Annotated in this window: 9 protein-coding genes and 1 pseudogene; 3 read left to right on the forward strand and 7 right to left on the reverse strand. The window is 70.9% G+C overall.

All coding sequences use genetic code 11. The annotated features are described in order from the left end of the window. Window positions 1-15 precede the first annotated feature (15 nt). The 6 genes and pseudogenes from ACFYWY_RS31175 to ACFYWY_RS31200 all read right to left on the reverse strand — a co-directional run bounded on the left by ACFYWY_RS31175 (window position 16) and on the right by ACFYWY_RS31200 (window position 8,109). The gene (locus ACFYWY_RS31175; protein ID WP_389192456.1) at window positions 16-1,410 is read right to left on the reverse strand and encodes an aldehyde dehydrogenase family protein; all 1,395 of its coding nucleotides are present in this window, start codon (window positions 1,408-1,410) and stop codon (window positions 16-18) included. A gap of 94 nt (window positions 1,411-1,504) precedes the next feature. Further along, a complete protein-coding gene (locus ACFYWY_RS31180; RefSeq protein WP_389192458.1) occupies window positions 1,505-2,851 on the reverse strand; it encodes an ABC transporter ATP-binding protein in 1,347 nt (448 codons plus the stop codon). Window positions 2,852-2,903: 52 nt separating this feature from the next. Further along, window positions 2,904-3,475, reverse strand: a pseudogene (locus tag ACFYWY_RS31185) (hypothetical protein). Continuing rightward, window positions 3,475-4,911, reverse strand: coding sequence for a CitMHS family transporter (locus tag ACFYWY_RS31190; protein ID WP_389192461.1), 1,437 nt, complete (start codon window positions 4,909-4,911; stop codon window positions 3,475-3,477). The pseudogene ACFYWY_RS31185 and the gene ACFYWY_RS31190 overlap by 1 nt, the downstream one beginning before the upstream one ends. 120 nt (window positions 4,912-5,031) lie before the next feature. Continuing rightward, on the reverse strand, window positions 5,032-7,272 hold the full coding sequence (locus ACFYWY_RS31195) for a molybdopterin oxidoreductase family protein (protein WP_389192464.1): 2,241 nt from the start codon (window positions 7,270-7,272) through the stop codon (window positions 5,032-5,034). 222 nt (window positions 7,273-7,494) lie between these two features. Continuing rightward, a complete protein-coding gene (locus ACFYWY_RS31200; protein ID WP_389192577.1) occupies window positions 7,495-8,109 on the reverse strand; it encodes a TetR family transcriptional regulator in 615 nt (204 codons plus the stop codon). 82 nt (window positions 8,110-8,191) lie between these two features. Between ACFYWY_RS31200 and hmgA the strand changes: the two genes are divergently transcribed. The 3 genes from hmgA to ACFYWY_RS31215 all read left to right on the forward strand — a co-directional run bounded on the left by hmgA (window position 8,192) and on the right by ACFYWY_RS31215 (window position 11,541). Then, complete coding sequence (hmgA, locus tag ACFYWY_RS31205; RefSeq protein ID WP_389192580.1) at window positions 8,192-9,511, forward strand: homogentisate 1,2-dioxygenase; 1,320 nt, start codon at window positions 8,192-8,194, stop codon at window positions 9,509-9,511. 12 nt (window positions 9,512-9,523) lie between these two features. Then, window positions 9,524-10,273 (forward strand): GntR family transcriptional regulator, encoded by a 750-nt coding sequence (locus ACFYWY_RS31210; RefSeq protein WP_389192467.1) that lies wholly within the window; start codon window positions 9,524-9,526, stop codon window positions 10,271-10,273. A gap of 101 nt (window positions 10,274-10,374) precedes the next feature. Then, window positions 10,375-11,541, forward strand: a complete 1,167-nt coding sequence (locus tag ACFYWY_RS31215; protein ID WP_389192470.1) for a type ISP restriction/modification enzyme — start codon at window positions 10,375-10,377, stop codon at window positions 11,539-11,541. Window positions 11,542-11,614: 73 nt separating this feature from the next. Here the strand turns inward: ACFYWY_RS31215 and ACFYWY_RS31220 are convergent, their stop codons facing one another. Then, on the reverse strand, window positions 11,615-13,216 hold the full coding sequence (locus tag ACFYWY_RS31220) for a N,N-dimethylformamidase beta subunit family domain-containing protein (protein WP_389192473.1): 1,602 nt from the start codon (window positions 13,214-13,216) through the stop codon (window positions 11,615-11,617). Window positions 13,217-13,336 lie beyond the last annotated feature (120 nt).

Genomic DNA, 13,336 nt, shown 5'->3' on the forward strand with positions numbered 1-13,336 from the left:
TGCAGGGCTCCCGGCTCAGAACTGGAGGGACTTGGTCTGGAGGTACTCGGACAGACCGTGCGGGCCGAGCTCGCGGCCCACACCCGACTGCTTGTAACCGCCGAACGGGGCCAGCGGGTTGAAGCGGCCGCCGTTGATGTCGACCTGTCCGGTGTCCATCCGGCGGGCGAAGGCGACGGCCTCCGCCTCGTCGGCCGCCCAGACCGCACCCGCGAGGCCGTAGACCGTGCCGTTGGCGATGCGGAGCGCGTCCTCCTCGTCGACGTACTCGATCATGGAGACGACCGGGCCGAAGATCTCCTCCTGGGCGATGGTCATCTCCGGCGTGACATCGGCGAATACGGTGGGGCTGACGTAGTAGCCCGTCTCGTGCGGGGCGGCGGGACCGCCCGCGACAAGGCGGGCGCCCTCGGCGACGCCCTTCTCGATATAGCCGCGTACGCGCTGCTGCTGCTTGGCGTTGACCAGCGGGCCGACCCGCTGGCCCGGTACGTATTTGGCGACCGCGGCAGCCGCGAGTGACACCGCCTCCTCGTACTGGTCCTTGTGGACCAGCATCCGGGTCCACGCGCTGCACGTCTGGCCGGAGTTGGACATCACGTTGGCGATGCCGACGTTGACGGCCTTGGCCAGGTCGGCGCTCGGCAGGATGACATTGGCGGACTTGCCGCCGAGCTCCAGAGCGACCCGCTTGACCGCGGCCCCTGCCGTCGCGCCGATCTGCCTGCCGACGGCGGTGGAGCCGGTGAAGGAGACGAGGTCCACGCCCTCGTGCGCGGCGAGTGCCTGTCCGGCGACCGGGCCGAGGCCCGTCACCAGGTTGAACACCCCGGCGGGCAGTCCGGCCTCGTCGACGGCCTCGGCGAAGAGCTGCGCGGTCAGCGGGGTGTCCTCGGCGGGCTTGAGGACCACGGTGCAGCCCGCCGCGAGAGCGGGGGCCACCTTGGCGACGACCTGGTGCAGCGGGTAGTTCCAGGGCGTGATGGCGCCGACCACGCCGACCGGCTCCAGCAGCACCGTGGAGTTGCCGATCTTCTCCTCGAAGGAGTACGAGGCGGCCAGCTCCGCGTACGAACCGGCGACCATGACCGGCAGGCCCGCGTGGACCGTCTGCGACAGGGCGAGCGGCGCGCCGAGTTCGGCGGTGACGGTCTCTGCGATCTCGTCCGCCCGGGCCAAGAGCACATCGCGCAGTGCGGCGATCCGGGCCGCGCGCTCGGCCGGCGCCGTGGCGGCCCAGCCGGGGAACGCGGCGCGGGCGGCGCGTACGGCGGCGTCGACGTCCTCGGCGGTGCCCGCCGGGACATGGGCGATGACCTGCTCGTCCGCCGGGTTCACCACGGCGATGGTGTCCGGGCCTGTGGCGGGCCGCCACTGACCGCCGATGTACATCCCGTCGTGGGCCTTCATGGCACTCCTCCAGAGCCTGCGGTAGTCGTCCGCACCCCAAACTAGCGGTGTTAGTTTTTGGACGCCAGGGGCACCTGGAGCGTAGCCGGGCCCGTCAGGCGTCCAGGCCCGGGAGGTCCGCCGGAGCAGGACAGATCCTGCGGCCGTGGTGGTCGAAGACGTACAGATGCGCGAGGTCGACGAGGAGCGGCACCTGAGCGCCGGTGCGCAGCCGCACATCGGGACCGGTCCGCACGACGAGATCGCTCGCCGCGACGGACGGGCGCTCGGCGGCGACGGGACGAGGCCCCGGCTCCGGGTCGTCGAGCGCCACGACGGGCCCCGAGACATGACCGACCGCGCGCCCCCTGATCCGGGTCAGGACGCTGGGGCCGCCGCTTCTGCTTCTGCGCCTTCGCGCGGGGGCCTGCGGCCTGGGCGACTCCAGATCGGCGACCACGGCGGGCTGCGAGCCGGTGTTGAAGTGCACCAGCGCCTCATGCCCCTGGTACTCCATGTGCTCGACGATCCCGGTCAGGGCGACCTCGCCGGGGCGGGCCTGGCTCGGCGGGGCGATCCGGGTGGCTTCGGAGCGCAGGCCGACGATGATCTGCCGGCCCTGCTGGATGCGGAGCAACTGGTGGTCGGTGCTGAGGGGTTCGGGCAGCGGCAGCCGCTGTTTGCCGAGGTCGATCGACATCCGGCCGTCCAGCGGCGCGTAGACGACGGCCTGCAACAGATTGATGCGCGGCGTGCCGATGAACGCGGCGACGAATACGTTCTCGGGCAGGGCGTACATATCGCGAGGGGTGCTCACTTGCTGGAGCACCCCGCCGCGCATCACGGCGACCCGGTCGCCGAGCGACATCGCCTCGGCCTGGTCGTGCGTGACGTAGACGGTGGTCACCCCCAACTCGGCCGTGAGCTGGGCGATTTCGGCCCGCAGGCGGTTGCGCAGCTTCGCGTCGAGGTTGGACAGCGGCTCGTCCATCAGGAAGACGGAGGGCCGCCGGGAGATGGCCCGGCCCATCGCTACCCGCTGGCGTTCGCCGCCGGAGAGCTGGCTGGGGTAGCGGTCCAGGACGTCCTCGATGCCGAGCATCCGGGCGGTGGCCTCGACCTGCGGGCGGCAGTCCAGCCGGGGGTTCTCCAGCCGCAGCGGGAAGCCTATGTTGTCGCGGTTGGTCATGGTCGGGTAGAGGGCGAAGTTCTGGAACACCATGGCCATGGCGCGGGCGCGGGGCGGGATGTCGTTGGCGTACTCCCCGTCGAGCAGCAACTCCCCCTCGGTGATGTCCTCGAGACCGGCGATCATGCGCAGCACGGTCGACTTGCCGCAGCCCGAAGGGCCGAGCAGCACCACGAACTCCCCCGGCTCGATGTCGAGAGTGAAACGGTCGACGGCGCGATTGGTGCGTTCGTACCTCTTGCTGACGCTGCGAAGCGTGATGGCGCGACTCATATGGTTCCGCCGGGGGAAGAGGGGAGCGGCTGAGACGCCTGAAACTAGCCGACTACTCCCGGTCAGGGAATGACTCGCGCGCAGGTTTGGGACGGCCTTTTTGTACGGAGCCGTCCACTGTCGGCGGGCGTTGCCGAGAGATGGTGCCCGTGCCGTGAACTCCGTTGTCCCGCGGGCGGGTTGGCTGACGTGCGGCCAGCCCGGCCGCGGCCAGCAGAAGTGCGCCCAGCTTGGCGAACGGGGCCGCGGTGCCCGCCACCCCCGCGACCAGTCCGGCCGTTGCGGGTGCGGCGACCTGCCCGAGACGGTTACCGGTCAGCCTCAGGGCGAGCGCAGTTGAGCGTGTACCGGCCGGGGCCGCCTGGACGACCGTCGTCATCGACAGCGGCTGCCCGACGCCCAGGCAGAAGCCGCGCCCGTAGTCCGTCCTGCGCCCCAGCGGTACGGCGGCGAACAGGGGAAGCAGCGCGTACACACCCGCGATCACGCCGATCGCGCGCTCGTCCGCGCCCAGGGCCAGCGCCCGGTAGGAGACGGCCGGCCGCGCCATCGACACCGCACCCTGCGCGAAGCCGAGGCGATGACGAGGCGCAGCAGCCAGCCTCGTGCCGGGGTGACCGGCATCAGATGATGCCGAAGAGGACTCCGGCTCCGAGCACCACCAGTGAGGTGAGCGCGGCCCATTTGACCGTGAACCTGGTGTGGTCGCCGAACTCGACCTTGGCCATGCCGACCAGGACGTACACGGCGGGGACGAGCGGGCTCGACATGTGCAGCGCCTGGCCGACGAGGGATGCGCGGGCGATCTCCAGCGGGGAGACGCCGTGGGCCGCGCCCGCCTCGGCGAGGACGGGCAGGACGCCGAAGTAGAAGCCGTCGTTCGACATGAAGTAGGTGAGCGGGAGGCTCAGCACACCGGTGACGATGGCCATGTGCGGGCCCATGCCCTCGGGGACGGCGCCGACGAGCCAGTCGGCCATGTGCTTGACCATGCCGGTGCCGGTCAGGACGCCGGTGAAGACGGCGGCGGCGAAGACCATGCCGGTGACGTTGAGGACGTTGTCGGCGTGGGCGGCGATCCGGGCCTTCTGGTCGGCGACCTTCGGGAAGTTGACCGTGAGGGCGAGGGCCGCGCCGAGCAGGAAGAGCACCGGTATAGGCAGCCACTCCATGATCATCGCGGTGAGCAGAGCGACGGTGAGCCCGGCGTTGAACCAGTAGAGCTTGGGGCGCAGCGTGGCACGGTTCGGGTCGAGGCCCTGGTGACGCGCGTCCTCTTCGTCCTCCTCGTCCTCCTCGCCCTCCTCCTTCTCCGGCGCGCCGGGGGCGTCGCCGGTGCCGCCGATGACTGCCTCGCGCTGCTCCGAACCACCGCCGCCCGCCTTGACCAGCACGGTCTCGGAGACGGTCTCGGAATCGGTTTCCAGCACCTCGTCGAGCGTGAGCACGCCGAGGCGCTTGCGCTCGCGGCGGCCCAGTACGTAGGCGAGGACGAAGACGAAGAGCAGTCCGACGGCGAGCGCGGGAATCATGGGGACGAAGATGTCGGCCGCGTCGAGCTTGAGGGCGGTGGCGGCGCGGGCGGTGGGGCCGCCCCAGGGCAGCGTGTTCATGACGCCGTTCGCCGTGGCGGCGACTCCGGTCATCACGACCAGGCTCATCTTGAGGCGCTTGTAGAGCGGATACATCGCCGCGACGGTGATCATGAATGTGGTGGAGCCGTCGCCATCCAGCGAGACGATCGCGGCGAGCAGCGCCGTACCGACCACGACGCGCATCGGATCCGCCTTGCAGAAGCGCAGGATGCCGCGGACGATCGGGTCGAACAGCCCCACGTCGATCATCACGCCGAAGTAGACGATCGCGAACATCAGCATCGCCGCGGTGGGGGCGAGCGTGCCGACCCCTTCGATGACGTAGTCGCCGAGGTGCGCGCCCTGTCCGACGAATACGCAGAAGAGGGCGGGGATGAGGACCAGCGCCGCGATCGGCGACATCTTCTTCATCATGATCAGGACCAGGAAAGTCGCAATCATGGCGAAGCCAAGGATTGTCAGCATTTGGGACACCTATCGTTCACCGTTGAACTCCCACCGGAGCGGCGGTTTCGATGACGGTAGGTCGCGCCAACAGCCGTTAACAAGGTGTTGACGCGTGAGCAATACGAGCAAAACCCCAGGTCATCGCATAGGTGATACCTCGACGGGGAAGCCGTTGAGCACGGCGGTGCCGGACAGCGGGTCGAGCCGGGAGCCGTCGAGCAGCTGATTGACATTGACTCCGGGGCGCGCGGCGGCCACCGACATCCGGGTGCCCGGCCGGCTGTGTCCCCAGCCGTGCGGCAGGCTCACCACTCCGGTCCGTACGGCGTCGGTGATCTCCACCGGCGCTTCGACCTCCCCTCCGTCCGCCGTGATCCGGGCCTGCGCGCCGTCCTCGAGACCGAGCCGGGCCGCATCGGCCGGGTGGATCTGGAGAGTGCAGCGGTTGGAACCGCCGTTGAGCGTGGCGACGTTGTGCATCCAGCTGTTGTTGGAGCGCAGATGGCGGCGGCCGACGAGGACGAGGGCGGCGGGCCGCTCTCCCCCGGAGCTTCGCCCGGAAGGCGCCCCCAGCGCGCTCCGCAGCCTCGGCAGATCGGCGGCGATGGGTCCCGGCAGCAGCTCGACGCGTCCGCTGCGGGTCTTGAGGACCTGCGGGATCCGGGGCTGAAGCGGGCCGAGGTCGATGCCGTGCGGTTGTTCCAGGAGCTTGTCGAGAGTGAGGTCGTACGGGCCGAGGCGCAGCATCATGTCCAGGCGCCGCTCCGGCCCGCTGCCGCCGGTGAGCTGTGCGGTCAGCTCCTTCACGTCCTTGCCGTGGACCGGGGAGTGCGGATCGGCGACGGCCTTGGTGAGGGTGCGCTCGATGACCATGTCGTCGACGGCGCCCGGGTCCGCGCCGTGCATGCCGCCGACGGCGAGCACCAGACGGGCCTGGATCTCGCACTCGCCCAGACGGCCCTCTTCCAGGGGGACTGCCGCCGGGCTGTAGCGAGCCTGGTTGTGTACGGCGAAGGCGTTGAACGCGAAGTCGAAGTGCGCGCTCTGGGAGGGCGGCGGCGGGGGCAGCAGCACGTCCGCGTGGCGCGAGGTCTCATTGAGGTACGGATCGACACTGACCATGAAGTCGAGTCCGGCAAGCGCCTGGTCGAGCCGGTCGCCGTCGGGCGCGGAGAGCACCGGGTTGGCGGCGAGCGAGATCACCGCGCGGATCCGCCCGTCCCCGGGGGTGTCGATCTCCTCGGCGAGCGCGGCCATGGGCAGTTCACTCTTGGCCTCGGGGTGGCCGCTGACCCTGCTGGTCCAGCGGCCGAGGGCGAAGCCCTTGCCGGGCGCGGCGGGGCGGGGCGCGCGGTCGGTGGCGGAGAGCGGGAAGAGCGCGCCGCCGGGACGGTCGAGGTTGCCGGTGAGCACATTGAGGACGTCGACCAGCCAGTTGGTGAGGGTGCCGTACTCGACGGTGCTGCTGCCGACGCGTCCGTATACGGCGGCGGTGGGCGCGGCGGCGAGCTCGCGGGCGACCGTACGGATCTCCTCGGCGTCCATGTCGCAGGCACCGGCGACCGCTTCTGGCGTGAACTCCCGTACCGCTTCGGCGACTTCAGCCACTCCCTCGACATGCGCTTCGAGCGCCCCGAGGTCGGTGAGCTTCTCCTCGAAGAGGGTCTGGGCGATGGCGGCGAGCAGCAGGGCGTCGGCGCCGGGCCGGATGGCGATGTGCCGGTCGGCGAGCTGCGCGGTGCGAGTGCGGCGCGGGTCGACGACGGTCAGCGTGCCACCGCGCCGCCGCAGCGCCTTGAGCTTGCCCGGGAAGTCGGCCGCGGTGCACAGGCTGCCGTTGGAGTCGAAGGGGTTGGCGCCGAGGAGCAGCAGATGGTCGGTGCGGTCCAGGTCGGGGACGGGGATGGCGACGGGGTCACCGAAGAGCAGCCCGCTGGAGACATGCTTGGGCATCTGGTCCAGGGTGCTGGCGGTGAAGAGATTGCGGGTTCGCAGCAGCGAGAGCAGTACGGGCGGATAGAGCGCGCCGGCCATCGTGTGGACGTTCGGATTGCCGAGTACGACGCCCACGGCATTCGGTCCGTGCTCCTCGATCAGCGGCCTGATCCGGGCCGCGATCACGTCGAAGGCCTCGCCCCAACTGGCCTCTTGGAGCTCGCCGTTCCTGCGTACGAGGGGGGTGCGCAGCCGGTCGGGGTCGGCGTCGAGCTCCCCGAAGGAGGCACCCTTGGGGCAGATGAAGCCCTTACTGAAGACGTCGTCGCGGTCACCGCGGACGCGGCTGACGCGGGTGCCCTCGATGGTGAGGGTCAGTCCGCAGGTGGCCTCGCAGAGGGGACAGATGCGCAGTGCGGTGCGGGTGGCAGCTGTGCGGGTCATGGGCTCTCCCCGGGGCGACGGCGGTGGCGCGGTACGGGGCCGAGCATACCGACCGGTATGCACGGAGGGGAGGGGTGCGAGCGCTCTTCCCGAACGGCGGGGCTGTTAGTGCGGCCCTGACCGGGGCTCCGCCCCGAACCCCGCGCCTCAATCGCCGGCGAGGAGGGGCAAGCCCGCCGCAGGCGCACCCGCACCTGCACCCGCACCCGCACCGCCCCCCGCCTAGTCGAGGACCCGTCCGAGATACGCCCGCAGCAACTCCCGCGTCTCCGCCACGATCCCCTCGTCCCCCTCCGGCTCCACCCGAAAGGCAAGCTGCAGCAACGCATCCGCCGCCTCGACGGAGACCAGCACCGCCCGCCGCAGCTCATCGTCGACGCCTCGCCCCAGATGGCCCGCGAGCAGTCCGGCGAGACGGTCGGCGACCTGGTGGTTCGCTCCGACCGCAGGTGCGCCGACCGGGATCCGGTAGCCGAAGTCGATCAGCGCGAAGCCGGCGACGGTGCGCTTCATCGCCAGGTACTCGTCCAGTACGGCATCGAGTGCGCCGCGCCAGTCGCCCGCGCCGAGCGAGGCGATACGGCCACTGATCCGCTCGGCGTAAATGTCCAGATTGCGGTGGGCGAGAGCGTCGGCGAGGGCACGCTTATTGCCGAAGAAGCGGTAGACGGAACCGATGGGGACGCCGGCTCTGGCGGCCACCGCCCGGGTGGACAGCTCCTCGTAACCGGTCTCGTCGAGCAGTTCGGCGCACGCGTCCAGGATCCGGGCGAGCCGCTCGGCGCTGCGCTGCTGCACGGGCGTACGGCGGAGATGGGCTTGGGACACGCGGCCCATCATGCCGCCCCGTTGCCGTTGACGGGGCGGTCCCGCAATCCTACGGTTGAGCATAGGAATCCTTCAGCACCGGGAGCGGACGATGAACGGCATCGAGCAGGCGCGGAAGACCGCCGAAGACCTCGGGCACTCGCCCGGCTTCGGCAATGAGCACAGCTCGGAGGCCGTGCCGGGCGCCCTTCCGCACGGGCGCAACTCACCGCAGCGGGCACCCCTCGGGCTGTACGCGGAACAGCTGAGCGGCAGCGCCTTCACCGAGCCGCGCGCCCACAACCGCCGCTCCTGGCTGTACCGGATCCGCCCGTCCGCCGCCCATCCGCCGTTCGTCCGCATCGGCAACGGCGGCGTACGCAGCGCGCCCTTCACCGAGTCCGTGCCGGACCCCAACCGGCTCCGCTGGAACCCGCTGCCGGAGCCCGCGCCCGGCACAGACTGGCTGGCCGGTCTGTGGACGATCGGCGGCAACGGCGACGCGACCCAGCGCACCGGCATGGCCGTGCACCTCTACCACGCCAACTCCGCCATGACGGACCGGGTGTTCAGCGACTCCGACGGCGAGCTGCTGATCGTGCCCGAGCGCGGCGGCCTGCTGCTCCGTACGGAATTCGGGCTGCTCGCCGCCCGGCCCGGCGAGGTCGCGCTGATCCCCCGCGGGGTCCGATTCCGGGTCGATCTGCTGGACGTCAGTGCTCGCGGCTACGTCTGCGAGAACTACGGTCAGCCCTTCCAGCTGCCCGACCTCGGGCCGATCGGTGCGAACGGCCTGGCCAACGCCCGGGACTTCCTCGCGCCCCTGGCGGCTTACGAGGACGTGGAGGGCCCGGTCGAGGTCGTCAACAAGTTCTGCGGGAACCTCTGGGCCGCGACGTACGACCACTCGCCGCTCGATGTCGTCGCCTGGCACGGCAATCATGTTCCGTACGTCTACGACCTGCGCCGCTTCAATGTGATCGGGACGATCTCGTACGACCACCCGGATCCGTCGATCTTCACCGTGCTGACGTCGCCGAGCGACACCCCGGGCCTGGCCGGAGTGGACTTCGTCGTCTTCGCGCCGCGCTGGCTGGTCGGCGAGGACACCTTCCGGCCGCCGTACTTCCACCGCAATGTGATGAGCGAGTACATGGGCCTGATCGAGGGCGCGTACGACGCCAAGGCCGAGGGCTTCGTGCCGGGGGGCGGTTCGCTGCACAACATGATGTCCGCGCACGGCCCCGACCGGGAGACCTTCGACCGCGCGAGCGCCGCCGAGCTGAAGCCGCAGAAGATCGACGACGGGCTTGCGTTCATGTTCGAGACCCGCTGGCCGGTGACGGCGACCGCGCAGGCGGCGAACGCGGACCATCTGCAGAAGGGGTACGACGACGTGTGGCAGGGTCTTGAGCGCCACTTCCGGTCGTAGTACGGAGTACCCGTGACCGCCTTTGCCCCCGACTCTCTGGTCCTGAACCGCAAGCTGCCGCTGTGGTACCAGGTCTCGCAGTCGCTGCGCGCCTCCATACTGGGCCGAGCGCCCGAGGCGTCGCTGCGGCTGCCGACCGAGGAGCAGCTCGCCGCGCACTACGGCGTCAGCGTGCTGACCATGCGCCAGGCCCTCAAGGAGCTGGAGGAGGAGGGCCTGATCAGCAGGCACCGGCGGCGCGGCACCTTCATCGAGCCGGGGGCGCGGCGGGGCGCGCCGAGGCGGCTGTTGGGCTCGATCGACGCGATCGTGGCCCAGCAGTCGGGCGAGCGGACGACGATCCTGGGGCACGGGCCCGAGCCGGTGCCGGGCGACCTCGCGGAGTACTTCCCCGGTGTGGATGAGGTGGTGACGTACCGGCGGCTGCGCTGCGACGGCGAGAGCGGAGAGCCGACCAACTGGGCGGAGAACGCGGTGCACCCGGAGGTGGCGGCGGGGCTGGACGTCGCCGATCTGGAGCGCTGGCCGATGACGAAGGTACTGCGGGATTCGCTGGGGGTGCGGATCAGCAGGATCACGGACACGGTGGAGGCGCGACTGGCGGACCCGCCGACGGCGGAGCTGCTGAGGGTGCCGTTGCTCAGCCCGATCCTGCATTACACGGGGGTGACGTACGACGAGGGCGGGCGGGTGGTGGATGTGGCGCGGATCCGGTACAGGGGGGACCGGTTCTCGTTCTCGGTGACGGTCGACGCGGAGTGACCGTCCGGTCAGCGGCTCTCCGCCCAGTGACCGTCCGGCCCCGGTGCCGGTCCTGGGGTGGGCCCGGGACGGGCCTCCGGGCCCCCGGTTAGCATTTCCGCATGCCGATGCTGGACGAGCTCATGCCGTGGGGCGTACCCCCGTTGCGGCTGGGGCGGGCGTGGGTGATGGCCCCGGACGCGGGCTCTCTCAAGGCCCGGTGGGATGCTCTTGTGCGCGTTGAGGGCGTCGAGCGCGACGGCCTGTTCGAATGCACTCGGGCCCGTACGCCGCGCAGCGCCGTCGCCCAGCTGCCCGGGCAGACCACCGGGACGGGCAGATTCGTCCGGGAGGACGGGCGGTGTCCCGCGCCGGTGCGGGTGCTGCACGGGGCCTTCGACGAGCAGTGGCTGATTCCCGACCACCGGCTCATCGACTCCGCACGGCCCGAGTTGTGGCGGGTCGCCGATGAGCGGCAGGTGTTCGTCGTCGAGCAGGGGTGGGTGGCCGACGCGTCGGGGCCTGCCGTGGTCCTCTCCGCCCTGTTGCCTGACGGCCGCTCCCCCGCGGGAAGGCCCGGGCGGATTCGGCCCCTCTACCGGCGGCCCGGTGGCGTCGAGCCCAATCTCGCGCCCGGCCTGCTGTCCGCCCTGGGGAGCCGGTACGGCCGCGAGGTCGACGCCGACGACGTCGTTGCCTGGATCGTCGCGGCCGCCGAGTCGTCGGCAGCCGGATGCGTGGTGCCGCTGCCCGCCGACCCCCATGTGTGGCTGAACGGCGTGGAGTTGGGGCGGCGGATGATGGAGGTCCAGCTACGCGGGGCCCGGGGCGGCGAGCGGCCCCGGCTGCCCGGGGGGCGGCGGCCGTATGTGCGGGCGGCTGTGCCCGCACGGCCCGACGCGATCGCGTACGACGCCGAGGAGGAGGTACTCAGCCTCGGGACCGGCCGGATCTCGCCCGTGCCCGCGGATGCCTGGGACTTCGAGGTGGGCGGCGTACGCGTGCTGGAGCTCTGGTTCGAGCGCCGTACCGCCGAGGCCGAGCCCGGGACGCTGGAGGCGATCCGGCCTGCGATGTGGCCGCAGGAGTGGACCTCCGAGCTGCTGGAGCTGATCACAGTGCTGGCACTGCTGGGCCGACTCCGGCTTCAGAAGCAGGAGTTGAAGGGGATGGAGATGGAGATCACCGAGCTCCCGGGTGTCCTGCCGCCGAGCGACGTGACCCGGCGGCCCGCCTCCGTACTCGACCATCGCGAGGAGGGGCCGGAGGGTCAGTTCGCCCTGTTGTGACGCCCCGCGACCCGCGGCCCAGGCGGCCTGCGTGCCCACCGGGCCGGCCACGGCAGGGGGAGCAGCGCCCGCGCTACGCGCCGGCGGTTGGGGCTCCCTTCCCGTACTGGTCGGCCAGATTGTCCCTCGCGGGTCTCGCGTGCCCCGTCGGCCCCTGCGCGAACGCCCGCAGGAGGTTAGCCGTCACGGTACGGGTGAACTCCCCTGCCCGCGCGTCCAGTCCGTGGTTCGCCTTGCCCCCGCCCGGGCCGGTCGCCTCCAGCGCCTCGACCCAGCGCATCGTGCCCGTGGCGAAGACGCCCGCCCCGCCCGGCAGAGAGCAGTAGGCCATGTCGGCGTACGAGGGGCGCCCTTTGCACACCACCGGCGAATGCGCCAGGATCTCGATCGGCCGAGGGGTGGGATGAGCCGGGTTCACCCGGTCGTACTCGACACCCACCAGGTGGGGGAAGGAGTCGCCCAGCCGCGCCCCGGTGCGCTCCAGTAGCCAGTGATCCGGCTGGGACACCACGAACGGCGCGTCCACCGGGTAGCCGTCGTAGATGACCCCTAACAGGGAACTCTCGGGATCGGGTGCGGGCATACGCCGGAAGTCGTTCGTCGGAGGGCACCCGCGCTGGAAACCTGGGTCCTTGGCGTAGTCGTCCTTGTAACAGACCACGATCCGGTCCGCTCCCACGGCGGACGGCTCGAAGCGGACACGCCGGTAGCAGCAGTTGGCCCCGAGCACGGCTAGGTTCATTCCCTCGTCGCGCGCCGAGGTCACGTGCCGCCGCTGCTCGGGACTCCAGTACTCGTCGTGCCCCAGCGAGAGCATGGCCACGGCCCCGCCCAGAAACCTCGGCTCACGGGCCACGTCCACTCCCGTGGTGTACGCCAGCGGAAGCCCCATCCGCTCGGCCAGCGCGACCAACGGCGCCTCGTAGACGAAGTACTGGCCCGCCCCATGACCGCCGGCGTAGGGACGGTCGAACGACACCGCGAGGGATCGCGAACCCTTCTTGCCGGTCGTGCCCTTGTACAGGTCGGCGCCACCCCACCGGTTGTACGCCTGCCACGTGGCCACCGAATTGACCACGACCGTACGACCGGCCGCGGAGGAGGACCGGACGGTGAGCGGTACGAACCTCTGCCCCCGGCCGTCCTCGGCGTCCAGCCTCAGCAGGTAGCAGCCCTCCGGCCAGCCCGAGGTGTCCACCTCCGCCGTTCGCCGCCAGTCGGCACGCGCCATCCGTGTGCCGGCATCGAGCAGCGCCTGAGGCTGCAGCACCCCCGGCAGAATGCCCGAACTCCAGACGAGACGAGCCCTCGCTCCGCCGTACCAGCCCATCCTGTACGCGGAGACGGTGTAGGCCGCAGCCGTCGTCGACACGCGCAGCGCTACGACCTCCCCCGAGCGCACACTGACGCGCTCGGCGAAGCCCTGAATGGCGCCGGCCGCACCCGCCCGGGTGATCCGCCAGTCACGATCTCCCGGCAGGGAGTTCTCGGCAGGCACGTCGACGCCGCACTCCTCCCGCACCTTCCCGGTCGGCCGGTCACCGCGTAACGCGCCGGACTGCGCGGCCGATGCCGTACCGATCCACGACTGCGACGACACGAACGTGGCCGCGGCCAGCCCCAGCACCCGCCTGCGCCCCAGGCCCTGTGCCGTCACGTCAGTCTCGTCAGCCACGTCAGTCACGTAGTGGTTCCCTTCTCCACGCGAGCCATCAAGCGAACCTGACATAAGCGAGCAATCTATCGACGATCAGACCATCTCCGGCAATCCGACCCATCGAGCGGCCGGTACGCG

It is taken from the genome of Streptomyces sp. NPDC002870, from assembly GCF_042888505.1.
Taxonomy (GTDB): domain Bacteria; phylum Actinomycetota; class Actinomycetes; order Streptomycetales; family Streptomycetaceae; genus Streptomyces.

Coding starts and splice junctions, on each gene's coding strand:
- ACFYWY_RS31175 (WP_389192456.1), bottom strand. CDS start 1,410: ATGAAGGCCCACGACGGGATGTACATCGGCGGTCAGTGGCGGCCCGCC.
- ACFYWY_RS31180 (WP_389192458.1), bottom strand. CDS start 2,851: ATGAGTCGCGCCATCACGCTTCGCAGCGTCAGCAAGAGGTACGAACGC.
- ACFYWY_RS31190 (WP_389192461.1), bottom strand. CDS start 4,911: ATGCTGACAATCCTTGGCTTCGCCATGATTGCGACTTTCCTGGTCCTG.
- ACFYWY_RS31195 (WP_389192464.1), bottom strand. CDS start 7,272: ATGACCCGCACAGCTGCCACCCGCACCGCACTGCGCATCTGTCCCCTC.
- ACFYWY_RS31200 (WP_389192577.1), bottom strand. CDS start 8,109: ATGGGCCGCGTGTCCCAAGCCCATCTCCGCCGTACGCCCGTGCAGCAG.
- hmgA (WP_389192580.1), top strand. CDS start 8,192: ATGAACGGCATCGAGCAGGCGCGGAAGACCGCCGAAGACCTCGGGCAC.
- ACFYWY_RS31215 (WP_389192470.1), top strand. CDS start 10,375: ATGCCGATGCTGGACGAGCTCATGCCGTGGGGCGTACCCCCGTTGCGG.